21 protein-coding genes and 2 pseudogenes are annotated in these 23,229 nt (G+C 68.6%); 11 read left to right on the plus strand and 12 right to left on the minus strand.

The window, feature by feature from the left end:
• The first annotated feature begins 256 nt into the window (after positions 1-256).
• Entirely contained in the window at positions 257-1,987 is a 1,731-nt protein-coding gene (locus OG776_RS02095; protein WP_148011791.1) for a RecQ family ATP-dependent DNA helicase, read from the plus strand.
• Positions 1,988-2,069: 82 nt separating this feature from the next.
• Here OG776_RS02095 and OG776_RS02100 read toward each other — a convergent pair whose 3' ends face one another.
• Positions 2,070-2,864 (minus strand): GntR family transcriptional regulator, encoded by a 795-nt coding sequence (locus OG776_RS02100; protein WP_148011790.1) that lies wholly within the window; start codon positions 2,862-2,864, stop codon positions 2,070-2,072.
• 149 nt (positions 2,865-3,013) lie between these two features.
• On the opposite strand from OG776_RS02100, the gene OG776_RS02105 reads away from it, so the two are divergent.
• From OG776_RS02105 to OG776_RS02130, 6 genes are all read left to right on the plus strand, one after another.
• On the plus strand, positions 3,014-4,306 hold the full coding sequence (locus OG776_RS02105) for a D-tagatose-bisphosphate aldolase, class II, non-catalytic subunit (RefSeq protein ID WP_148011789.1): 1,293 nt from the start codon (positions 3,014-3,016) through the stop codon (positions 4,304-4,306).
• Positions 4,303-5,475: an SIS domain-containing protein gene (locus tag OG776_RS02110; RefSeq protein ID WP_148011788.1), complete on the plus strand. Its 1,173-nt coding sequence runs from the start codon at positions 4,303-4,305 to the stop codon at positions 5,473-5,475. The genes OG776_RS02105 and OG776_RS02110 overlap by 4 nt, the downstream gene beginning before the upstream one ends.
• A 34-nt stretch (positions 5,476-5,509) precedes the next feature.
• The gene (locus tag OG776_RS02115) at positions 5,510-6,514 is read left to right on the plus strand and encodes an N-acetylglucosamine kinase (protein WP_329318449.1); all 1,005 of its coding nucleotides are present in this window, start codon (positions 5,510-5,512) and stop codon (positions 6,512-6,514) included.
• Positions 6,507-7,430, plus strand: coding sequence for a DMT family transporter (locus OG776_RS02120; protein WP_148011786.1), 924 nt, complete (start codon positions 6,507-6,509; stop codon positions 7,428-7,430). The genes OG776_RS02115 and OG776_RS02120 overlap by 8 nt, the downstream gene beginning before the upstream one ends.
• 111 nt (positions 7,431-7,541) lie before the next feature.
• A complete protein-coding gene (locus OG776_RS02125) occupies positions 7,542-8,390 on the plus strand; it encodes a class II fructose-bisphosphate aldolase (protein WP_148011785.1) in 849 nt (282 codons plus the stop codon).
• Between the two features lie 215 nt (positions 8,391-8,605).
• On the plus strand, positions 8,606-9,388 hold the full coding sequence (locus OG776_RS02130; RefSeq protein WP_148011784.1) for a FadR/GntR family transcriptional regulator: 783 nt from the start codon (positions 8,606-8,608) through the stop codon (positions 9,386-9,388).
• Here the strand turns inward: OG776_RS02130 and OG776_RS02140 are convergent.
• From OG776_RS02140 to OG776_RS02170, 7 genes and pseudogenes are all read right to left on the minus strand, one after another.
• A pseudogene (locus OG776_RS02140) lies at positions 9,373-10,241 on the minus strand (amidohydrolase family protein). The gene OG776_RS02130 and the pseudogene OG776_RS02140 overlap by 16 nt on opposite strands.
• Positions 10,242-10,300: 59 nt before the next feature.
• Positions 10,301-10,540 (minus strand): L-rhamnose mutarotase, encoded by a 240-nt coding sequence (locus OG776_RS02145; RefSeq protein WP_329323630.1) that lies wholly within the window; start codon positions 10,538-10,540, stop codon positions 10,301-10,303.
• A complete protein-coding gene (locus OG776_RS02150; protein WP_329318454.1) occupies positions 10,540-11,721 on the minus strand; it encodes a mandelate racemase/muconate lactonizing enzyme family protein in 1,182 nt (393 codons plus the stop codon). The genes OG776_RS02145 and OG776_RS02150 overlap by 1 nt, the downstream gene beginning before the upstream one ends.
• 31 nt (positions 11,722-11,752) lie before the next feature.
• Positions 11,753-12,655 (minus strand): carbohydrate ABC transporter permease, encoded by a 903-nt coding sequence (locus tag OG776_RS02155; protein ID WP_222723831.1) that lies wholly within the window; start codon positions 12,653-12,655, stop codon positions 11,753-11,755.
• A 2-nt stretch (positions 12,656-12,657) separates the two neighbouring features.
• Positions 12,658-13,608, minus strand: coding sequence for a carbohydrate ABC transporter permease (locus OG776_RS02160; RefSeq protein ID WP_329318457.1), 951 nt, complete (start codon positions 13,606-13,608; stop codon positions 12,658-12,660).
• Between the two features lies 1 nt (position 13,609).
• The gene (locus OG776_RS02165; protein ID WP_329318459.1) at positions 13,610-14,980 is read right to left on the minus strand and encodes an ABC transporter substrate-binding protein; all 1,371 of its coding nucleotides are present in this window, start codon (positions 14,978-14,980) and stop codon (positions 13,610-13,612) included.
• 534 nt (positions 14,981-15,514) lie between these two features.
• Positions 15,515-15,853 (minus strand): annotated as a pseudogene (locus OG776_RS02170) (SDR family oxidoreductase); the annotation flags it as partial.
• A 552-nt stretch (positions 15,854-16,405) separates the two neighbouring features.
• Between OG776_RS02170 and OG776_RS02175 the strand changes: the two are divergent.
• Together OG776_RS02175 and OG776_RS02180 are read left to right on the plus strand one after the other, a co-directional pair.
• The gene (locus tag OG776_RS02175) at positions 16,406-17,368 is read left to right on the plus strand and encodes a LysR family transcriptional regulator (protein WP_148011778.1); all 963 of its coding nucleotides are present in this window, start codon (positions 16,406-16,408) and stop codon (positions 17,366-17,368) included.
• Between the two features lie 21 nt (positions 17,369-17,389).
• Positions 17,390-17,926 carry a VOC family protein gene (locus tag OG776_RS02180; RefSeq protein WP_148011777.1) on the plus strand — a complete coding sequence of 179 codons (537 nt, stop codon included), beginning with the start codon at positions 17,390-17,392 and terminating at the stop codon, positions 17,924-17,926.
• A gap of 239 nt (positions 17,927-18,165) precedes the next feature.
• On the opposite strand, the gene OG776_RS02185 is transcribed toward OG776_RS02180, so the two are convergent.
• The 4 genes from OG776_RS02185 to OG776_RS02200 all read right to left on the minus strand — a co-directional run bounded on the left by OG776_RS02185 (position 18,166) and on the right by OG776_RS02200 (position 20,982).
• On the minus strand, positions 18,166-18,516 hold the full coding sequence (locus OG776_RS02185) for a hypothetical protein (RefSeq protein ID WP_329318462.1): 351 nt from the start codon (positions 18,514-18,516) through the stop codon (positions 18,166-18,168).
• Between the two features lie 328 nt (positions 18,517-18,844).
• Complete coding sequence (locus OG776_RS02190; RefSeq protein ID WP_329318464.1) at positions 18,845-19,210, minus strand: DUF1707 SHOCT-like domain-containing protein; 366 nt, start codon at positions 19,208-19,210, stop codon at positions 18,845-18,847.
• Positions 19,207-19,767, minus strand: a complete 561-nt coding sequence (locus tag OG776_RS02195) for a winged helix-turn-helix domain-containing protein (protein WP_329318466.1) — start codon at positions 19,765-19,767, stop codon at positions 19,207-19,209. Before OG776_RS02195 ends, OG776_RS02190 begins: the two co-directional genes overlap by 4 nt.
• Positions 19,768-20,109: 342 nt before the next feature.
• Positions 20,110-20,982 carry a helix-turn-helix domain-containing protein gene (locus OG776_RS02200; RefSeq protein ID WP_329318468.1) on the minus strand — a complete coding sequence of 291 codons (873 nt, stop codon included), beginning with the start codon at positions 20,980-20,982 and terminating at the stop codon, positions 20,110-20,112.
• Between the two features lie 190 nt (positions 20,983-21,172).
• Between OG776_RS02200 and OG776_RS02205 the strand changes: the two genes are divergently transcribed.
• Both OG776_RS02205 and OG776_RS02210 read left to right on the plus strand, forming a co-directional pair.
• Positions 21,173-21,934, plus strand: a complete 762-nt coding sequence (locus tag OG776_RS02205; protein ID WP_148014285.1) for an SDR family oxidoreductase — start codon at positions 21,173-21,175, stop codon at positions 21,932-21,934.
• A gap of 567 nt (positions 21,935-22,501) precedes the next feature.
• Complete coding sequence (locus OG776_RS02210; protein ID WP_148007226.1) at positions 22,502-23,149, plus strand: cysteine hydrolase; 648 nt, start codon at positions 22,502-22,504, stop codon at positions 23,147-23,149.
• Positions 23,150-23,229 lie beyond the last annotated feature (80 nt).

Consider the following 23,229-nt stretch of genomic DNA (forward strand, 5'->3'; position numbering starts at 1 on the left):
TCATCCATGACGGGCTCACCGAACACCTCCGGTGCCTCGCCCCACCCGCCGAACGGCCGCGGGCACGGCCCGGCGCCGTACGAGTCCGGCCCAGTCCTCCGGGAGCGGCGACGCTCCGCGCGGGGCGGGGGCGCGCCGTCTCCCACGCTCCGAGGACACGGAACGACAACTCCTGGCCCCCGGACTGTTTTCCGTCCTCGCAAGGGGTACACGGGCGCCGAACCCACTGAAGAGCGGCGTCCGGAGTGTGAGGGTCATGCGCGTCAAGGTCGGATACTTCAAGACCAGGTCACTCAGGAGGCGTCTGCACCGCTGTGCCCGTGAGGTGTTCGGCTGGGAGGAACTGCGCCCGGCCCAACTCGCCGCCATGACGGCCGTGATGGAGGGCCGCGACACCATCGTGGTGATGCCGACGGGTGCGGGGAAGTCCGCCGTGTACCAGGTGCCGGGTGTGCTGCTGGAGGGGCCGACGGTCGTGGTCTCGCCCCTGATAGCGCTGCAGCGGGACCAGGTCGCGCACCTCGCCGGCATCAAGGGATCCGGGGCCTCGGCCGTCAACTCCGCCCAGCGGGCGCGGGACAACGAAGCCGTGTGGGAGCGCGTGCGCGAGGGCGATCTGGACTTCCTCTTCGTCTCTCCCGAACAGCTCGCGAAGGACGAGGTGGTGGCGCAGATCGCCGCGGCCTCGCCCGCGCTGATGGTGGTCGACGAGGCGCACTGCGTGTCCTCGTGGGGATACGACTTCCGCCCCGACTACCTGTCCCTGTGCCATGTGCGCGAACGCATCGGCCGGCCCCCGCTCCTCGCGCTGACCGCCAGCGCGGCGGCCCCCGTACGGGCCGACATCGTGGAACGGCTCGGTATGCGTGAACCCCGGGAGGTGGTCGCGGGGTTCGACCGCCGCAACATCACGCTGGAGGTCGTACGGCACAAGGAGAACGTCCACAAGCGGCGGTGGGTGGTGGAACGGGCCGCGGCCGAGGCCAAACCGGGCATCGTCTACGCGGGAACGCGGCGGGAGGCCGAGGAGTACGCGCAGGAGCTGTCGGCGCTCGGATTCGACAGCGCCGCCTATCACGCGGGGCTGTCGGCGGCCGAGCGCTCCCGGACGCACGACCGCTTCCAGGACGGTGAACTCGACGTGGTCGTCGCCACCTCCGCGTTCGGGATGGGTATCGACAAGCCGGACATCCGCTTCGTGCTGCACGCCTCGGTGCCGGGTTCCCTCGACACCTACTACCAGGAGATCGGCCGGGCCGGACGGGACGGACAACCGTCGGCGGCGATCCTCGCGTACCGTCCCGAGGACCTCGGAGTGCAGCGTTTCCGGGCGGGTGCCCGCCCCGACCCGGAAGTCCTGGGCGGGTTGATCGACGCGGTGCGCGGACAGCCGGAACCGGTCACGCCGACCGGCCTGCGCGAACGCACCGAGTTGTCCCAGACGGCACTGACGTCGATGCTGCACCTGCTGGAGGATGCCGGGGCGGTGACCACGGAGAAGCGCGGCGGCGTCCGGGCCGTGCCCGGGGCGGAGCGCGACGCGTGCGTCCGCGAGGCGATGCGGATCGCCGCCGCCCGTGTCGACCTGGAGCGGTCCCGGGTGGAGATGATGCGGGCGTACGCGGAGACGAACGGCTGTCGTCGGCGCCATCTGCTCGGGTACTTCGGGGAGAGCCTGGCGGAAGGAGACTGCGCGGGCTGCGACCTCTGCGCCCGTGCGCGGGAACTGAAGGAGACCCCCGCCCGGACCGGGGACATCCTTTCCGGCACGGGCCCCGACCCGGTGGATCCCGTGGCGGCCGACGGCGCCTTCCCGCCCGGAACACGGGTGGGCCACACCACGTGGGGCGAGGGCGAGGTGATGAGCGAGGAGGGGAACAGGATCACCGTCCTGTTCGAGAGCGTGGGCTATCGCACGCTGTCCCTCCCCGCGGTCCGGGCACGGGGCCTGCTGACGCCGGTGCCGTCACCGGCGAGGAAGGGCTGACGACCACCGGGGTGGGCGTTCCCACCCCGGGTGTCGGGACCCCTGGCCGGACACGCACCCCCAACGGTCGGCCCGGCCACGATCACCCCGTGATGGAAGCCCGGAAGTGGTACCGGTCGCCGCGGAACGCAGCCGCGGTGAGCTCGAGGGGCTGGCCGTTCTGGTTGAAGGCGAGCTGGGTGGCGACGAGCACGGGAGTCGCGTCGGCGATTTCCAGCAGCCGCCGTTCCTCCTCCGTCGGATGCCGGGCTTCCACGGAGTAGTCGGCGACCTTGGGCAGTTGTGGCGGGTCGGCGCGGCGAAGTGTGGCGAAGAGCGTGTCCTTGGTGAAGTCCGTATCCGCCAACTGCGGGCACAGGCCGAGAGGCAGACGGTTGTGCTCAAGGACCACGACGATGTCGTCCAGGTAGCGCAGCCGGCGCATCTCGAAGAGCGCCGCCCCCGGGCCGACCCGCAGCAGTTCGGACTCCTGAACCGTTGCGGGTCGGACCCTGGTCTCCAGGACCGAGTCGCGCAGCCGCAGTCCTTGCTGCTCCGCGTAGTCGGCGAAGCCTTGTACCGACTGGGCCACGGCGGAGCCCGAGGACGGCGGCAGCGTCGGCGGGGCGACTTGCTCGTATCCCTCGGCGAGGAACCATCCGCGGGCGGGCGAGGACTCGATGACCTCGCGTTCCGCGAGTTCGTTCAGGGCGGAGCGAAGGGTGACCCGCGAGACGCCGTACCGGGTGGCGAGTGCCCGCTCGGACGGCAGCCGGTCTCCCGGCCGGGCGCCCTTCTCGGCGATGTCGTCGAGAAGACGGCCGGCGATCTGGGTGTAGAGGGGCAGAGCGTCTCCGCTCAGCAGCCCTTGCGGGAGACCACGATCCGAAGAAGACATACCAGATGTATACCAGTTCCAGGCAGACCAGTTGCATACCACTAACAGACCATTGACGGCCATGAGTGAGACCAGTACCGTTCCAGTCACGTTTCCGAAGGCGCGCCGACAGATGCGGCCGACGCACTTCGGTGAACCCTGGAGCGATCATGTGGAACCCCCTGGATGAAGTAGTGCGCCGCCAGAAGGCGGGCGAACCGCACGGCATCACCTCCGTCTGCTCGGCCCATCCCCTCGTCATCGAGGCAGCGGTCCGACAGGCCCTCGACTCGGGAGGCACCGTCCTCGTCGAGGCCACCTCGAACCAGGTGGACCAGTACGGCGGCTACACCGGTATGCGGCCCGAAGACTTCCGCGAACTGGTGCACGGCATCGCCGCCGAGCACGGGTTGCCGCTGGACCGGGTCGTGCTGGGCGGAGACCACCTGGGACCCAACCGGTGGCGTTCACGGCCCTCGCGAGAAGCCATGGCCGAGGCGGACGATCTTGTCGCGGCCTACGTCCGGGCGGGCTTCACGAAGATCCACCTGGACTGCAGCTTCTCCTGCGCCGACGACGACGCCCCGCTGACCGACGACCTGGTCGCCGAGCGCACCGCGCGCCTGGTCCGCGTGGCCGAGACCGCGGCAGGCGGTTCCGCCGACACCCTCCGGTACGTCATCGGAACCGAGGTTCCGGTGCCGGGAGGGGCGCACGAAACGCTGGACGGCATGGTCGCCACACGCCCGCGATCAGCGCGCCTGACCCTGGAGCACAACCGGCGCGCCTTCGAGAGGCATGGCGTGGCCGGAGCATGGCCTCGCGTCATGGCCCTGGTCGTACAGCCCGGCGTGGAGTTCGATCACCTCCAGGTGTTCGACTACCGGCGTGAGCGGACGACCGAGCTGCGCACGGTCCTGGCCGACGAACCCGCCATGGTCTTCGAGGCGCACTCGACCGACTACCAGACGGTGGAGGGACTGGCCGGCCTGGTGGAGGACCACTGGGCCGTGCTCAAGGTCGGACCCGGACTCACGTTCGCGCTGCGCGAGGCGCTGTTCGCCCTGGCCGCCATCGAGGACGAACTCGTCGCGGCCGGATCCCGGTCGCGGCTGAGCGAGGTGGTCGAGGCCCGTATGCGCGACAACCCCTCCTGGTGGGAGGGCTACTACGAGGGCGACTCCGACGCTCAGCGGCTGGCCAGGCGCTACAGCTACAGCGACCGCATGCGCTACTACTGGCCCGACCCCGAGATCGCCGCCGCGCAGGACCGCCTGTTCACCAACCTCTCAGGGCTCCGCATTCCGCTTCCCCTGCTGAGCGCCCACCTGCCCGACCAGTACCGACGCGTCCGCACCGGAGCACTTCCCGCGACGCCGAGGGACCTCGTCGTCGACCGGATCCGTGACGTCCTGCGCGACTACGACCGTGCGTGCCGCACCCATGACAAGGAGTACGTGTGAAGACCACCGACCAGAACCTGGTGCCGCGGGACAGCGGGGCCGACCACACCACCGCGGAGATCGTCCAACAGCCCGGAGTGTGGCGCGAGGTCGGTGCCGTCGTCGCCGCCGAACGCGGCGCTCTGGACGCCTTCCTCGAACCCCTCCTCGCCGACGGGAACCTGCGGATCGTCCTCACCGGAGCCGGTACCTCGGCCTTCGCCGGAGACGTCGTCCGCGCCTCGGTCGCCCGCGCCACGGGCCGGCGCACCGATGCCGTCTCCACCACCGACATCGTGGCCGACCCCCACGCGTCCTTCCCGGACGACGTCCCCACGCTGCTCGTCTCGTTCGCCCGCTCCGGGGACAGTCCCGAGAGCGTCGCGGCGACCCGACTGGCCGACCAGGTCCTGACGCAGGTGCACCACCTGGTCATCACCTGCAACAGCGCCGGGCAGTTGGCCCGCCTCCACGGCGGGAGCGCCTCCTCCCGCGTCCTGCTCATGCCCGCGGCGGCGAACGACCAGGGCTTCGCCATGACGTCGAGCTTCACCAGCATGCTCCTGGCGTCGCTGCTCGCGCTGGGCGCGCTCACCGCGGACGCCATCGACGCCCCCGCCGCGGCGGCCGAGCACATCACCGCGGGCGGCCTCAGCCCGCACATCGAGGAGTTGCTGGCCCGCGAACCCGAGCGTCTGGTCTACCTCGGCAGCAGCAGCGCCCTCAAGGGGCTGGCCCAGGAGTCCGCACTGAAGCTGCTGGAGCTCACCGGAGGCGCGCTCGTCGCGTCCTCCGAGTCCTCCCTCGGCTTTCGCCACGGTCCGAAGTCCGTGCTGAACGACCGCACCGCCGTCGTCGTCTACGTGTCCAACGACCCCTACACACGCCGCTACGACCTCGACATCCTGGCCGAACTGCGCGCGGGACTTCCCCAGGGCAGCGTCGTCGCCGTCACCGCCTCACCGGACGGACTGCCGGGCGACGGCACCTGGCTGCTCCCTGGGCTCGCGGACGCCGACGACGCGGTCCTCGCCCTTCCGGCGGTGGTGTGTGCGCAGCTCATCGCGCTGCGCTCTTCCCTGGCCCAAGGCATACGGCCCGACAACCCGTTCCCCTCCGGAGAGGTGAACCGCGTGGTGCAGGGCGTGACCGTGCATCCGCTCCCCCAGCGACACGACGACGTCGCGTAACAGCGTTCAGACAGAGCCGAGCGGAGGAACAACGATGTTTCTGGGTGTGGACGGCGGAGGCACCAAGACGGCCTTCTGCCTCATCGACGGTGCGGGCTCCATCAGGGCCCGAGCCGTCGCGGCGGGGGCCTACTACTTTGCGGACAACGCCACCGGCGGCGTCGGGCATGTCACACAGGTCCTGGAAGAGGGAATCCGGGCCGTGACGGAGGGCGCGGGCATCACGCGCGCGGACATCGACTACGCGTTCCTGGGCCTGCCCGGGTACGGGGAGGTACCCGGCGACATCGCCGCGCTGGACGCCGTCCCCGGCCAGGTGCTGGGACACCAGCGCTACGCGTGCGACAACGACATGATCTGTGGCTGGGCCGGATCGCTCGGCGCGGTGGACGGCATCAACGTCATCAGCGGCACCGGATCGATGACCTACGGCGAGCGGCACGGCCAAGGCGTTCGCACCGGCGGGTGGAGCGAACTGTTCAGCGACGAGGGGTCGGCGTACTGGATCGCCGCCCATGGGTTGAACGTGTTCTCCCGGATGAGCGACGGCCGGCTGCCCGAGGGCCCGCTCGCGGAAGTCCTGCGCCGCCATCTCGGTCTGACCACCGACCTCGAGGTGATCGACGTCGTACTCAACAGGTGGCAGGGACACCGCAGCGAGATCGCCTCGCTGAGCCCTCTCGTGGTCGAGGCCGCCGGGCTGGGCGACCCGCAGGCCGCCGCCGTCCTCACCCAGGCCGGACGCGAACTGGCCCTGCTGGTGGACAGCGCGCGACGCCGGCTGGGCTTCTCCGCCACCGAGCCCGTCCCCGTGTCCTACTCGGGCGGCGTCTTCCAGTCGGCCGCCGTACTCGACGCGTTCACCACCGAACTCCGCGACAGCTCCGCCCGCTACGAACTGCGTCACCCGCTGTTCGAGCCGATGGTCGGCGCGGCCCTCTACGCGGCAAAGCTCGCCGGAACCCCTCTCGACGCCGCGGCGCTCGCCGCTCTGCGTTCCACCTCGGAGATCACCACCACGGAGAACCGCCATGCGTGACAAAAGAACCTGGATCCTGTACGCGGGTCTGCTGGTGCTGTTCTGGGGTGTCTGGGGGGCGTTCTCGAGCCAGCCCACCGAACGGTACGGCTACCCGAACGAGATGATCTATGTCATCTGGGCGTTCACCATGCTCCTGCCTGCGGCGTTCGCGCTGCGGCGGCAGCGGTTCGACCGTCGGCCCATCGCCGCGGTGTACGGACTCGCGGCGGGACTCACCGGTGCGGGTGGTCAACTCCTCCTGTTCCAGGCGCTGTCCAACGGTCCCGCCTATCTGATCTTCCCGGTGGTCTCGCTCTCCCCGGTGATCACGGTCCTGATGGCCGTGGCCCTGCTCAGGGAACGGATCGGGAGACTCGCCGTCATCGGAGTGGTCGCCGCACTGATCGCCATCGTGCTCATCAGCATCCCCGCAGGCGACCACGGCTCGGCCGGCACCGGGTCCTGGCTGCTGCTGTCCATCCTCATCTGCGTGGCCTGGGGAGCCCAGGCGTTCTTCATGCGCAAGGCCGCCCTCGCTGACGTCAACGACGCCACCACGTTCGGCTGGATGACCATCAGCGGTCTGCTGCTCGTCCCCGTGGCCATCCTCATGATGGGCGGTCTGCCCGATGCCCCGTGGCAGGCTCCGGCGCTCACCGCCGGAACCCAGGTCCTCAACGCCGTGGGCGCGCTGTTCCTCGTCATGGCGCTCAGCCGCGGCAAGGCCAGCGTCGTCGCACCGGTCACCAACGCCCTGGCACCCGTCCTCACCATCGTGCTGTCGCTGGTCGTCTATCAGACGCTGCCGACGATCTGGGGGACGATCGGCATCGTCCTCGCCCTCGGCGGATCCACGCTGATGGTCTACGCCGACGAGAAGCGCGAAGAGGAACCCGAGACCCGGGATCCCTCGACACCCGTCGCGGGCGCATAGGCCCCCGGCTCTCCGGCGGCTCGGACCACGGCAGGCCATCAGGCCCGGCCGGGTCCGAACCGCCGCACGGACACCGCAGGTTCAGACTCTCCCCGCGCGAGGAGCACGCACATGCCTTTGGCCCCCACCGGCGACCTGGTCGCCCACGCCGCGACCGACCACCGCAGCGTCGCCGCCTTCAACGTCATCACGCTGGAACACGCCGAGGGCATCATCGCGGGCGCCGAGGCGGCGGAACGGCCCGTGATCCTGCAGATCAGCGAGAACGCCGTGCGGTACCACAGAGGGCAGCTCCTTCCGCTCGCCCTGGCGGCGGCCGCGATGGCCCGGTCGAGCACGGCCGAGATCGCTCTGCACCTCGACCACGTCACCGACGTGGACCTGCTGGACCAGGCGGCCGACTCCGGTTTCTCCTCGGTGATGTTCGACGCCGGGGCACTGCCCTACGCCGAGAACGTCTCCGCCACCGCTTCGGCGGCCCGCCGGGCCCACAAGGCGGGACTATGGCTGGAGGCCGAACTGGGGTACGTGGGCGGCAAACCGGACTCTCCCGCGAGCGCACACGCCGCAGGAGTGCGCACCGACCCCGCGGAGGCCGCCGACTACGTCGCGCGTACCGGCGTGGACGCGCTCGCGGTCGCGGTGGGCAGCAGTCACGCCATGACCCAGCGGTCGGCGACGCTGGATCACGCACTGATCGAACGGCTTCGGGAAGCGGTTCCGGTCCCCCTGGTGCTGCACGGCTCCTCGGGAGTTCCCGACGGCGAACTCCGCTCCGCGGTCCGCGCCGGCATCGTGAAGATCAACATCGGGACGGCGCTCAACATATCCATGACCCGCGCCGTACGCGACACGCTGGACGCGCTACCCGCGCTGACCGACCCCCGCAAGTACCTGGGCCCGGCGCGCGACGCCATAGCGAGCACGGTCCACGGCATGCTCACCGTGCTGGCTCACTGACCGACGCGATCGGCGGCCCGCAGTTCGTTCCGCGAGTGCCTTTCCCGCGATGCAGCTCCCAGGACCGACCAACGGCTCCTCGGTCACCAACTCCATCCCGTCGGGCCACCGTTCTTCGGCGTGCCGTGCGAGAGGGGCGCGGCGGACACTGTGCGCGAACTCGTGAACGATGCACGTCTTCGACCGCGGATTGATTGAGCGATAAGGTCATACGTATGCCATCCGAGTCGCAGCCCTCCAATCGTCTGTTCCCGCCCCGCCTGCCCGCCGGCCGCTTGGGTGTCGCAGTGGTTGCCGAGCTCGTCGACCTCATCGTGACCGGCCAGTTGCACGAAGGCGCGTTGCTGCCTCCGGAGGGTCCGTTGAGCGAGCACTTCGGCGTGAGCCGCACGGTGCTGCGTGAGTCGGTGAAGCGGCTCGAGGAGAAGGGCCTGGTGATCGTCTCCCAGGGGCGCGGTACCCAGGTGCGCGCACCTGGGTACTGGAACATGCTCGATCCGGTGGTGCTGTCCGCATTGATCGACAACGACGCGACGCTCGGTGTCCTTGACGAACTGACCATCGTGCGGGCCAGCCTGGAGTCGGCGATGGCGGGCGCGGTGGCCGCTTCTCGCAACGCGGATGGCTTGAGGAGACTGGAGCACGCGCTGACCACGATGCGTGAAAGCGAGTCCGAGACGGACTCCTTCCGACAGGCGGATGTGGTGTTCCACTACGCCCTGATGGAAATCTCCGGCAACCGGCTGGCGGAGAACATCGCCAAGCATCTGTACAAGCGAGCTGTGGAGTCCAGCCGCTACCAGGGCATCGACCCCCCGGACGCGGTCGCCCTGACGCTGGACGAACACGCGGCGATCGTGGATGCCATCTCGCGGAAGGACGTCGCCGCGGCCCAGAAGGCGATGCATGATCACATACACATCTCGTGGGAGCGTCGTCGGCTGCCCGACCACGCGCCGCGGGCGCGCGGCCGGGCAGCCGATCAGAAGAGCGAGTAGACGTCGGCGGCGTTGCCGCCGAATACACGTGCGCTTTCGGAGGCGGAAAGCCCGTCGAGCAGGGTTTCCAGAGCAGATTTCCAGGGCACCGCTCCCCCGCCGAGTTCGGCCGAGGGCCAATCCGAGCCGTAGAGCAGACGCTCGGGACCGAAGGATCCCAGGGCGATCCTCACCGGGTCGGTGAGATCCGCCGGCCCCCATGATCCGGGGGCGTGGCCCGACGTGAGTCCTGAGACCTTCGCGACGACGTTCGGTTGCCGCGCGAGTTCCCGCAGCCGCATTGCCCACCTGCTCCTGCCCTCCCGGGCTCGGGCGGGCCTCCCAGGTGGTCGAGCACGAAGCGGAGTTCGCCGTGGCGCGCGGCCAGGCGGCTCGCCTGAGGGAGCTGCCACTCACGCACGACGAGGTCGAAGCAGAGGCCCTCACGCTCGAGTACGGCGAGGCCGACGCCGACCTCCTCACGCATCAGCCACTCCGGGTCCCGGTCGATGTGGACGAGATGCCGCACCCCGACGACGGGAACGACGGCGTTCTCGCGGATACGGTCGAGCTGAGGTCCAACCTCCGCCGCCAGGTCGACCCACGCGACGAGGCCGACGACGGCCGAGGAGTTCAGCCCGGCGAGCCGGATGCTCTCTTCGAGGCTGTTGCCCGACTGCACGAGCACGGCGCCGTCGAGTCCGGTCGCGGCCAACATCTCGCCCAGATCGGAGGCGTCGAAGTCGCGGGCGATCGGCGCCATGGTCTTCGGGTCGATCCAGTCCTGCGGGTCCACGGCTCGATTCCACAGGTGCACGTGGGCGTCGATGCCTGCGTTCACGAGAGGTGCCACACTTCCTCGACAGGTTGCCACAGCGCCCCGGGATCACGCTCCTCGGCGATCCTGACCTGGCACGGATCGGTGTGCGTCCATCATTCCTGCGAAGTCGGGTCGTCCGCGATCCTTCGCATGTCCGCCTCGTGGTCCTCGCCGACGTACTCGTCGTAGGCGAACAGGACGTCGCCGAAGATGAAAATGCTGTAGTTGCGTATGTTGCATTCGGTGACCCTTCGCTCGACGTCCGGCCACACGGCACGGTGCAGTGCCAGGTACTCCTCGCGCTTCTCCGGCCGCACACCGACGACGAAGGCTCCGCGCTCAGGTCGACGCATCACGCGGGCCGGCCTCCGCGGTACGACGGGTCATCCGTCACGTACGGCTCGTCCACGAGTCGCAGGGCAGCCCGTTCGGGCCGGATGTGCGGTCCGGCAGCCGCGGGCGGGGGCATCGCGGCGCCGTCCGGTGACATCTTGGACTCGTCGACCACGATCCCGATGCCGGGGCGATCGCCCAGGACGATGCCTCCGTCGTCGAACTGCTGGTCGACATCGAGACCGACCGGGAAGCCGAGATCCTGGACTTCGAAGGCCAGGTGGTTCGGCACGGCGGCGGCAGCGTGTGCCACCGGGTTCGCGTGGTACGCGACGGGGCTCACCGGCAGATCGTGGGCGTGTGCGAGCGTCGCGACCCGGAGGAAGTGGGTGATCCCCCACACGTTGCCGACCTGCACGATGTCGACCGCCTTGGCGTCCAGCAGGGGGCGGTACTGCTCGAGCCCGGTGAGGTTCTCACCGCTCGCTATCGCCGCACGCACCTTTCCGCGCAGCGTGGCCATTCCGGCCGCGTCCCACCGACGGAGCGGTTCTTCCACCCAGGTGAGGTCCAGGCGCTGCTCGATGGCCGCGACATAGCGGGCGGCCTGGGCGTGGTTCCACGACTCGTTGGCGTCGAACATGAGCGCCGGCCGGCGCGTGTTGCTGCTGAGGACCGCGTGCATGATCTCCAGCCGGGGCAGGTCTCGGTCGAGGTCGCGACCGCCTTTCAGCTTGCCGGCCTTGAACCCGCGGTCCGCGAAGCGGCGGTAGAGGTCTGCGAGTTCGTCCTCGGTCAGGCCGTACTCGAGACCGGACGCATAGCCGGGGACGAAGCGCTCGCGGGCACCGAGGGTCCGCCAGAGCGGCTCGTCGGCGGCCTTGGCCTTGATGTCCCAGAGGGCCATGTCGACGGCGCCGATGGTGCCGAAGGTGGATCCCGAGTGACCGGCCTTGAACACCCGGTCGAGCATCCGGTCGTAGAGCGCCGCGACCGAGCGCGGGTCGTCTCCTTCGATCGCGGGGAAGACACGGGCGATGTCGGCGTGGGAGCCGAGGCCCACTCCTTCGATGCCGGTGTCGGTCTCGATGATGAGCACAGGGACCGGAGTGACGTGGCCGGGCTGGACACCGTTGACGTCCCCCGTGATTCTGCCCCAGTCGTGAACGGTGCTCAGACTGCGGAAACCGGTGATCTTCATCGGGAGTGGTTCTCCTTGCGGGTGCGAGTGGTCATTCCTTGGTTCCCCCCGCTGTCATGCCCGCGACCAAGAATCGCTGGGAGAAAAGGAAGACGACCAGGACGGGCAGGATCGACACGATCGTCCCCAGCGCCAAAGTGGGCAGCTGGACGGAGCCGGATCCCGCGGAACTGGGATTGAAAGCCGGGGTCGAGGCCAGAAGCGAGGTGAGCCCTACCTGGATCGGGTAGCCGTCGCTCGAGGGCAGCATCACGAACGGCAGGAAGAAGTTGTTCCAGTTCTGCACAAAGCTGAAGAACGCCACCAGGGCGACGATCGGGGCGGCCAGTGGAAGGGCGACCCGGGTGAAGAGCTGGAAACCATTGCAGCCGTCGATGCGCGCGGCGGCGAGGATGTCACGGGGAATGCTGGTCGAGAAGTAGATGTAGGCGAGATAGACACCGAACGGGAAGAACGACATGGGCAGGATCACCGACAGCGGGCTCCCGATCAGTTGGACGCTGTTCAGCTCGAGGAAGATCGGCAGTACCAGTGCGGTGTTGGGGATCAGCATGACGACGAGCGTCAGCACGAGCATCGCCTGCCGAAGCCTGAACTCCGTGAGCGCGAGCGCGTAGCCGGCGGGGATGCTCACGAGGAGTGTGATCACCAAGGCACCGATCGCGTACAGCGCGGAGTTCCCGATCCAGGTCGTCACCGCACCGTCCTGGAAGTCGAACAGCTGATGCCAGTTGGCGACGATGTCCGACCACGACCCGAAGGAGAACGGGTCGTCCACGACGAGCGCTTTCGAGGACTTCGTGACCGCGAGGAGCAGCCAGACGATCGGGACGGCGAAGAACAGGACGAAAACGATGAGCAGGACGCCGGTGACGGACCGCGCGCTCCAGCCGCTGAGGCTCTGTCGGCGGCGTCCGTCCGAGACTGCTGCCATGGTCATTCCTTCTCGAAGAGGCCGCCGCGGGTCACGAACACCCAGGACAGCAGGAGTGCGACGACCAGCAGGATCAGCGAGATCGCGGCCGCGCCGTTGAAGTCGTTCTGCTGGAAGGCGTACTGGTAGGCCAGTTGGTTGAGCGAGTAGTCGTTGGGCACTACGGCGTTACTGGCCTGGCTGAGCAACTGTGGCTCCACGAACAGCTGGGTGCCGGCGGCGAGTGACATGACTCCCATGTACGCAATCCACTTGCGCAGCATCGGCAGTTGGATCCGGATCGCGATCTGGACGGCGTTCGCGCCGTCGATGCGGGCGGCCTCGATCACGTCGGCGCTGATGTTGTTGAGGGCGCCGTACATGATGAGGATCCATCCGCCGGCTCCCGTCCAGAAGGCGATGATCGCGAAGATCGCCGGAAGGTGGCCGGGCTGGATCACTTGTACGAAGCTCTCGAACCCCATCGTCCTGAGCAGACCGCTGACCGGGCTCGCGGTCGGATCGAGGACGAAGAGCCACAGCAGGACGCTGGACGCACCGGCGAGCGCACCTGGCAGGTAGTAGACGAACCGTAGGGTTGTACTCACCCACCGCACACTGACGGTGTGCACCACCAGCGCCAGGCCGACGACGAAGACGAGCAGTCCGAGGAGCCAGATGAGGAGATAGCCGGTCACGTGGAACACGGCCGGCCAGAACCGGAAGTCGCCGACGACCTCGGTGAAGTTGTCGAAGCCTGCGAATCCACCGTCGGCGTTCGTGAAGGCGAGTGTCACCGCGTAAAGCGAAGGGACGATCCCGAAGACGATGGCGAGCAACGCGTAGGGCGAGATGAAGAGACAGCCGATCGGGTTGCGGGTGAAGGTGCGGCCGGCGGGCCGGCCGCTGCCCCCGTCTGACCGCCGACCCGAGGCGTCCACGGCCGGCCGGCCGCCCGGTGGAGCGACGGTCATGTCAGTTCACCTTGTATCCGTTGACCTCGGCCTGGTTCTCGATCGCCTTCTGCCAGGCCGGCAGCAGGTCCACGATCGATTTACCGCCCGTGATCCCCGGGGTCACCGTCTTCGCCCAGATCGCCTCCTGGCTGAAGACGGGGTAATCCCAGCCGTCCCACACCTGCGACGCCGCGGTCACCACCGGCTGCAGCGAGGTGGCGTAGTACTTGCTCGCCTCCTTCTTGGCGATCCACTTCTGTGCGGCGGGTGCGTACGCCGGGTAGCCCGGTGCGACGTCGACCTGGTACTTGTCGGCCGTGGTGACGAACTGGACGAATTTCTCGGCGGCTTTGAGGTTCTTCGAATGGCTGGAGACGAACCAGGTTCCGCCACCCACGTTGCCCGTCGCGGCCTTGTTCTCGCCTTTCCACGGCAACGGCGCGGCGACGCCCAGCCGACCGGCCGGCACGTTGAGCGAATCGGGGTTGTTGAAGATCGCGCCGGCGTACCAGGCCGGACCCGGCATCATCAGCACTTTGCCTGAGTACTTCTTCAGGAACTCCGGCGTGAACACGCTGACCACCGGCGCGGTTCCGTTCTGACGGAGGGTGTCGAGCATCGAGGCCGCCCGCTTGCACTCGGTCGAGTCGGTCTTCACGATGACCGACTTGGGACCGGTGACGTCATTGGCCCGGCATCTGCTCCCCCACATGAACACCTCGGGCGTCCAGGCGTCTCCGGCCGTCCCGATGATGTAGCCGGGGTGCTCCTTGGCCACCTTCTCCCCGAGCGCCTGATACTCCTCCCACGTGGTCGGGAGGGCGTAGCCGAACTGCTCCAGCAGGGACTTGTCGTACCAGAGCACCGCCTGGGCGAGGTCGTTGCGCAGGCAGTAGACACGGCCGTCGACCGTGCACGGGTTGAGCGAGCCTGCGGTGAAGTTGCTGAGAATGTCCTTCGGGACCAGGCCCTTGTCCAACACGGCCGCGAACGCCTGCTTGCCGCCGTTCTTCTGGCCGGCCCATGCCGCGTCGTTGTTCTGGCTGGAGAAGACGACATCGGGCCAGCCACTGCCCGCGCGGTCGAAGAGCTGCATCTTTGTCCGGAAGGAGTTGGACCCGTTGGCCGATCCGTCGTAGGCGACGACCTTGATCTTGGTGTCCGGGTTCTCCGCCTGGAACGCCTTCGCTGCCGCCTGCCGGTCCGCGTCCACCCAGACCGTGATCGTCGAGGAAGCTTCCTGCTTGGCCTGGGGAAACCCGTACGCCCCCTTCGCCGAGGTGCCTTGACCGCCGCAGCCGGCGAGGGCCAGGAGTGTCGTTGCGGTGCATATGACGGCGACGGTCGATGCCTTACGGCGCGAGCGCACCACAGCGTGGATTCCGGCCATGGGATGTCCTTGTCTTGTCGACTTCGTTGACGACTCCGCGCCTGGACTTTAGAGCATACGTATGATGTTTGTCACGAGCTGGAGACGCAGCACCTTGAGAGGCATTTCCCTTGGGGGGACGACGAGTTGACGGTGGTCTCGTACGTTTGATCGGCGTCAACTGCGGCGTGGAAGCGGGGCCTCTTCGCAGCCAGAGGTCACGACGTCGACCGAGATCCTGGAAGCCCTGTTGCCGCACCGCTCCGTTCGGTGGAGTTCAATTCGGCGGCATTGGCGCGCGATTGTATGGTCCACCGATACGGAGGCCCGCCCGACTCGGCTGCCCGCCCTCGCACAACCTGGCCCGGCCCTTCGACGCCACTGCCTCGCGGCCCGCCCGCAGTCGGCCCGTCCGGGGCGCCCTCCGTGCGAGGCGGGTCCGTCTCATCGGCCACCTCGGTGCAGTCGGCAGGGGGCGGCATCCCTTCGCCCGTCAGGCTGCCCTCCACGCTTCTTGCCGAAGCGGCGCCACCACCGACCAGCGTCCGAAGAGCCTCATCGGCCGAGCCAGCCACCGTCGACCGGCAGGATCGTCCCGGAGACGTAGCGCGCTGCGTCCGATGCCAGGAACACGGCCGCGCCCGCGAGGTCCTCGGCCGTTCCCCACCGCCCCGCCGGTGTCCACTCGAGGATCACGCGTGACCGGTCAGGGTCGTCCTGAAGTGCATGGGTGTTGCCGGTCGCGATGTAGCCCGGGGCGACGCCGTTGACGGTCACACCGCGTCCAGCCCACTCCTTCGAGAGGGCCCGGATCAGTCCCGCCACGCCGGACTCGGCCGCCGCATGACCCGGCACGTTGATCCCGCCCTGGAACGAGAGCATGGAGGCGGTGAAACGGAGTTGGGGCTCGCAGGAGGTCCGACGTGTCCAGCCACCATGCCCGGACCGGGTTCTCGCAATCCGCGCCGAGGCGCGGCACGATCGTCGTCCTGAATTCCTCACACGCGCTTGGGTCGGTCGTACGGGCGTTGCGCCCGAACGCCACGTCGCGCACCAGCCAGTCACCGTCTTCGGCCGTTCCCAGCAACACGGCGAAGCACGGCACGGGATCGTTCTCGGTGATGGCCGCGTATTCGCGAACGGCCGCCCCGAGAAAACGGTCCAGCGCGGACTCGGAAAACAGCACGGAGGAACCCTCAGGTAAGCCGACGCCGTGCTCGCTCGCGGCCCTGGTATGTGTCAGCACGTAACCCACCTGTTCGGAAACCGGCCCTCGGAAGGCTGACGTCCGACCGTGCCACCGGGCGCGAAGGAACGGCAACCGTCAGCCGGTCCGGAGCACTCCCGACGGACCGGAATTGTCGACCGCTGTCCCGCTTCGCGGCCCTATCGCATTCGGCGACAACACTTCTGTTCCACGTCTCGCACCGCCCGTACGATCCGGCCATGCGCCTGGACATACGGCATCTCGATCTGGTCCTCACGATCGCCGGGGAAGGCAGTCTGCGGCGCGCCGCCGCCCGACTGCACCTCACCCAGCCCGCGGTGACCACGCAGCTCAAACGAATCGAACAACACCTAGGTGGCGAACTCTTCGTCCGCCTCCCGGACGGCGTGATGCCCACCCCCGCGGGCACTGTCTTCGTCCGCGACGCCACCCGCATCAGAGCGGACCTGGAGAACCTGACCCGCATCACCCGCCGCGCCCTCCACGCCGACGCGGCGGCGCCGGTCCGCGTCGGCGGGGTACCCGCGCAGCACTTCAGTCTGCTGATCAGGGCACTGGGCGCCCTGCTGCCCGAACGCGGCACGACCAGCCGCACGGTGCGCCGCACCGACACGGTCACCGCCCTGCTGGCCTCCGGGCAGCTCGACGTGGCGGTGATGCGCCGATTCCCCGGCACACCCGTCGCCCTGCCACCTGGAGTGGAACACCGGGTCCTGCTCACCGAGCCCATCTTCATCGGGGTGTCCCTGAACCACCGCCTGTCCGACGCCGGGCAGATCGCCCTCGACGACCTGGCGGACGAGAACTGGGTGATGCCCCACGCCGACGACAGCCGAATGAACGACCACATAGCCGACACCTGCCGACGCACCGGGTTCGAACAACGCGTCACGCACGTCACCGACGAGGCGCACGTCGCCTTCGCGCTCACCGCCGTCGATGCCGCGGTGTGCGTGCTCTATCCTCTGGGCAACGCACGCGAGTCGCTGGCCACCCTCACGCTGAGAGGCAACCCACTGTTCCGGGACGTTGTCCTCGCCTGGCGCAGCGACTCCCAGGTCATCGCAGTCGCGGACGCGCTGTGCGCGCATATTGCGCGGGGATACCTCGCCCTTGTTGAGGCCGACGACGTCTATGCACAATGGTGGCGACGAGGCGGAGCCGAATTCGCTGCGCCGTAGAAATATTTCGGAGGAAATCCAGTGCCGGTCCGAGGACTCAATCACGCCGTACTGTGGGTGCGCGACGCGGACACCAGTACCCGTTTCTACACGGAGACCCTCGGATTCCGGGTGGTCGCCGAATCCGGTGAGGCACCTCGGAAGGCGGTCTTCCTCCAGGCGCCGGAATCCGACAACGACCACGATCTCGGCTTGTTCGGCATCGGCGAGCAGGCCGGCGAGACGAAGGCCGGGCACGGCGAGACCGGGCTCTACCACCTCGCCTGGGAGGTACCCACGCTGAGCGATCTGCGCACCGTCGCCGAGCGCTTGGCACACCGCGGGGCTCTGGTCGGCGCGACCGACCACGGCACCACCAAGGGCGTCTACGCCAAGGATCCGGACGGACTGGAGTTCGAGGTCTGTTGGCTGGTACCTCATGACCTCCTCGACGACGAGGCGCGCTCCCGGCACGGAAAGCTCGACATCGAAGCCGAGATCGCCCGTTACGGAGCCGCGACACAAGGCGCCTGCGCCCGCACGGGCCACCGCGCCCCCACTCCGAGCAACGCCGAATGACGGAGTCACGCAGGCGGCCTGCCGAGCTTCGCGCTGCGACGACGCGCCCCGACGTCTGGGATTCCACGGCGAATTTCCCGTCCTGCCATCACTTCGCAGCCACAGAGAGAGACACGGCAGCGTAAAGAGGCCCCCGCATCCGCGACGGTGCGGCCGCAGTGTTTGGCCCACCGTCTGGCCTGACGGACGGACCGGACCGCATGGCCGCCCCGGCGCGGGACCGGGGCGCCGTCCCGGCGTCAGGCCGGGTCGGTGAAGCGGATGGGCTTACCCAGGCTTCGGGCGTAGTCGATCTCGCGTTGGGTGCTGCGGCCGATATAGCCGCCCGGGTTGACGACGAGAACTTCGTCCGCGAGGTCGATTTTCCGCAGGTGCAGTTCGCCCAGCTTCGCCTTGAGCCGGTCGGCGCGCTTCAGGTCCGACCAGAGTGGATGCGGCTGCTTCATGTTGCAGCCGGGCGCGAGGACGATGCGGCCGGCCGCGGTCTCGTAGAGGGCGGCTTCGGTGAGCTGGTCCCAGTACGCGGTCGACCCGCACAGGACGACGATCGGCGGGCGGGGGGCGGTGAGGTGGGGGGCTTGCTGACGCACGTGGGTCCTTTCATGGACAAGCGGTGAAGTCAGTGGTCGACTGCCGCTGCCTTGAGGTTAGTTGGTGAACCGCGGACCAGAGTCCACCAGCTGTGGGCGACGCTGTTCGCGCGCAGCGGCGGGGCCCGCTGCGGCATCGGTCCCGGGTTGTGCGAGCGTCCGGAAGGTTCCGGGCGCGAGTGGGACAGCGGCAGCAGACTGAGTTGACTGTCGGAGCGCGGCGAAACCGATGCCTGGGCGGGCATCCGCCCCCCGGGTACTCGACGTCCGATGTGGAGCCTGCTTCAGCGGAGTCCGTGCGTACGGCTGGACCGTCCGTCAGGCCGGGTCACGTCTCGTCGCCGCTTTCCAGGGACCGCCGCTGCGGGGCTGTTCGCCGTGCCGCGCGCCGGGAGATGAGCCAGTAGGCGAGTGCCGCCGGTGGTGAGCAGCACAGCAGGATGATCAGCAGGCGGGTGTCGATCGCGTCCGCGGGCCGGGCGGGTTCTTCCCGTTCGGCCGGCAAGTCCCGCATGAGGGCTTCGAGTTGTTCTCGGGTGCGCGCGTGGTAGGCGACCGCCACACGTTCTTCGAGTTCGGGAAGTGTCAGCCGCCCGACCGCGTAGTGGTGTTGCAACCGTGCCTCGGTCCGGTCGCGATCGGCGTCCGAGGCCCGTATCGACGTGCTGGGGGCGTGCTCCTCGCTGTCGCTCATGACGTCCTCTCGGGCGGGGCCGTGGGGTCGGGGAACGGGCGGTCCTGCAGGTCTACGAGTGCGACGACCACGCGTGTCCAGACCCCAGGGGTGTCGCGGTCCCCGAACTGGTCGGCGAGGCGGGCGACATGTGCGCGGAGTTCGGCGAGCGCCTCGTCGGTCAACCGCAGTGCTCCGCGGTGAACGTCGACCTCTCGGCGAGCACCGGCCTGTCGGGAACGGTAGGCGGAGTTGATGTCGGCCCGCGTGGCGTCCAGCATGGCGCCGAGGAACTCGGCCATCTCCTCCGGACTCGCGGCATCGCCTGGGGGCTCTGTGACCGCGGGTCCGTAGACCCGCTCGACTTTGCCGCGGGCCAGCGGCCGGTAGTCGGCGATCTCGATCAGCCCTGCCCGCTCGAGCTGTCCCAGGTGGTAGTAGAGCCGATCGGCCGGCAGGTCGGCACGATCAGCCAGCTCACGTGCGGATTGGGGCGTCTCCCACAGCGCCTCCAGAAGCCGGATACGCAAGGGGTCGGCGAGCGCCTTGTGCACACCACGCCACCGGGGAGACGACACGTCGGATCCCTGTGTGCTCATCGGCCGACCCCGTTCGTTGCATCAATCTCCGGTGATTGGAAAATTTTACAACTCACAGGAATGTACGCCTAGTTGGGTGCACAGATTGGCAACCGCCACCTCCACGTGGCAGTCGCGGGACCGGGGGCGGGGCAGGATTCTGTCGATCTGCACGGCCGTCGTGTCCGCCTGATCAGCGCCGACGTCGGGGCGGCCCGTGGGCCGGTGGACTGGGTCGGTGGACGCGGCCCATGGGAGGCCACACCGGAGTCCGCACTCCGCCACGGTTTTTACAGGTCCCGGTACGGCGGCCGCGGTCGTCACCGGGGCCGTACGTCTTCGTCAGGGGGTCTGCCGGGGCGGGGCGTCCGCCTGTGTGTCGTGCGGCGTGGCCGCATGCTCGGTGGCTGCGAGGGCGGCCAGGAGGCGTAGCTTCTCGTCGCTGTCGGTGCCCTTGTCGGGGTAGTAGAGGACGAGGATGACGTCGTCGACGGGGAGTTTGTCGCGGTGCAGTTGAAGTTCGCCGACGACGGGGTGGTGGAGCGTGGCGGTACCTCCGTCGAGGCGGCGGACATCGTGGCGGGCCCACAGGGTACGGAACCGCGCGCTGGACAGGGCGAGTTCTCCGACGAGTTCGACGAACCGGGGGTTGTCGGTGTCGTCCCCGATGGTGGTGCGGAGGGCGGCGACGAAGTCGGCGGTGGCTCTCGGCCAGTCCTGCTGGAAGGCCTGTTCCTCGGGATCGAGGAGGAGGGAACGCAGCCGGTTGTGTCCGGGCCGCAGCCGGGGGGACAGTGCGACGGCCGTGGCGTTGGAGGCCAGGACGTCGAACGCGCGCCCCTCGACGAAGGCGGGGATCTGCAGGTGGGCGAGGAGCTGGTGCACCCGCGCCGGTACGTGCTCGGGCCGCTTACGGCGCGGCGCTTTGGGGTGTGCCGTCGCGAGACCGAACAGATACGTCCGCTCGATGTCGTCGAGCCGCAGGACGCGGGCGAGGGACTCGAGGACCTGCGGTGAGGGATTGCTGTCGCGGCCGCGTTCCAGACGCAGGTAGTAGTCGGGGCTGATGCCGGCGAGCAGGGCGACCTCCTCGCGGCGCAGGCCGGGCACGCGGCGGTTGCCGCCGGGCGGGAGTCCCGCCTGCGCCGGGGTGACCAGGTCCCGCCGGGCCCTCAGATAGCCGCCGAGCCGGTTGCCGGATTCCTCGTCCTTCATACCGGCAACCGTAATGCGGTGCGCTTGTCCGTGCGGGGGCCCTGGCAGGACCAGGGAAGACCGGGGCCCTGCCGCATGCGGCGCGTGCCGTCGAGACTGCGGAAGCACCGTTTCGAATGAGGCAGCGGACCCCGCTGCCCGCGTCGCGGACCCTGAAAACGTCCGCTGACCTGACTGAAGGGAAGATCCCGTGGATCTCTCCAACCGCACCGTTCTCGTCGTCGGCGGAACCTCGGGCATCGGGCGGGAACTGGCCCGCCGGTTCGCCGCCGCGGGCAGCACCGTCGCGGTGGGCGGCCGCAGCCCGGAGGCGCTCTCGGCACTCGCCGGAGAGGGTTTCGGCACCTTCCCGGTCGACGTCACCGACGGTTCCTCCGTCGCGTCCGTCCGTGACGCCGTGCTCGCCCGGTACCCGGACCTGGACACCGTGGTGACGATGGCGGGCGTCATGCTCCTGGAGGACCTGCGCGACCCCGCGCACTTCGCGGCGGCACGGACGACGATCGACACCAACCTTGTCGGGACCGTCCGGGTCATCGACGCCTTCACCCCGCACCTGGTCGGACGCGGCGCCGGCACCTTCGTCACCGTCACCTCCGGCATCGCCTTCCTGCCGTTCCCGCCCATGCCCAGCTACGCCGCGTCGAAGGCCGCGGTGCACGCCTACTCCGAGGCCCTGCGCGCACAGCTGGACGGCACCGGCGTCGGCGTCGTCGAACTCGTCCCCCCGGCCGTCGCCACAGCGGGTCAGGCGGAGGTGAACCCGCACGCGCTGCCGCTCGACGACTTCGCCACCGAGGTCATGCAGCTCCTCTCGCAGGAGCCCACCCCCGACGAGATCCTCGTGAACGGTGTTCTCACGCACCGCTGGGCCGAGCGCGAGGGCACGTACGCCGATCTCGTCGCACGGCGTTCCCAGGCGCTGGCCATGCTTCCCGGCCGCGAAGGCTGACGCCCCCCTCTCGGTCGGCGGCCCGCTCGCCCTTTCGCCTGTTCGAACTTTCCGCGATCTTCCGTCCCCGCCCTACGACGCGGACGGAAGACGGAAAACAAGCTAGAGGGCGGCGGGCGTCTGTCCTTCGGGCCGACAAGTGACAGCCTCGCAGAAGCGCCTTCCTGCGGATTCGCCGGTGGACCCCCGGTGCCGCCCCCACCGCCCCGCCGGAGACTGCTTGATCCGACAGCTGCGTGGGATGCGTGTCGATCCGGCCTGCTCCCTCCCTGGCAGGGGCGGCAGCGCGGCCGCGACTGCGGACCGAGGCGGAGAGATTACTCATGCGGAACGCCCCAGGCTGGGTCAGAATGAAACGGACAGCCTAATGGCCGCGGTAGTGGCCCCCGCCGGCCTCTCCCCGGAAATGACCGTGACATCCACTCATTCCACCACCTCCGAAAAATTCACACCAGCCCCTGGAGAGACTGCAGGTCTCAGGAACCAGAAATTCCTCCAAAAGAGCCCGCCCCACCGATTACCTATTACCTGCGAACCGGTGACTCGTTTTCGCATGAGGAGCGCCCGATGGAAATCAACAAGAGCGACACGGCGATTGTTTTCATCGACCCGCAGAACGACGTCCTGAGCGAGGACGGGGCGAACTGGGACGTGGTGGGCGCGAGCGTCACGGAGAACAAGACCGTCCAGAACATGGAGAGAATATTCGAGGCTGCTAAATCGGGCGAGTACGAGGTGTTCATATCTCCGCACTATTTCTACCCGACCGACAACGGGTGGCGAATGAACGGGCCGCTCGAGACGAGTGAGCTTGAGAGCCACACCTTCGCACGGACTGGACAGCTCGACCTGACTGGATTCCGCAACTCCGGGGCAGACTGGCTGGACCGCTTCAAGCCCTATATCGAAGACGGCAAAACGGTCGTCGCCAGCCCGCACAAGGTATTCGGTCCGGAGACCAATGACCTGGTACTGCAACTGCGTAAGCGGGGGATACAGAATATCATCCTTGGCGGGATGCTGGCGAACATGTGCGTCGAGTCCCATATGCGCCACCTCATCGAGGAGGGCTTCGAGGTCACCTTGGTCAGGGATGCGACAGCCGGACCCCGGCACCCGGACTGGGGTGACGGCTACCAGGCGGCGATCATCAACTACCGCTTCTTCGCACACGAGTTGCTGTCCACCGACGAAGTACTCGATCGAATGCGCTGAGGAACTCGCTGCCAGGAATTCGTGAGAGACGGACGGGTCATGTCGTGGGGAGCGAGGATGCCGGTGCATTTCGAACCGCT

The sequence above is a fragment of the Streptomyces sp. NBC_01689 genome (genome assembly GCF_036250675.1).
Taxonomy (GTDB): Bacteria; Actinomycetota; Actinomycetes; order Streptomycetales; family Streptomycetaceae; genus Streptomyces.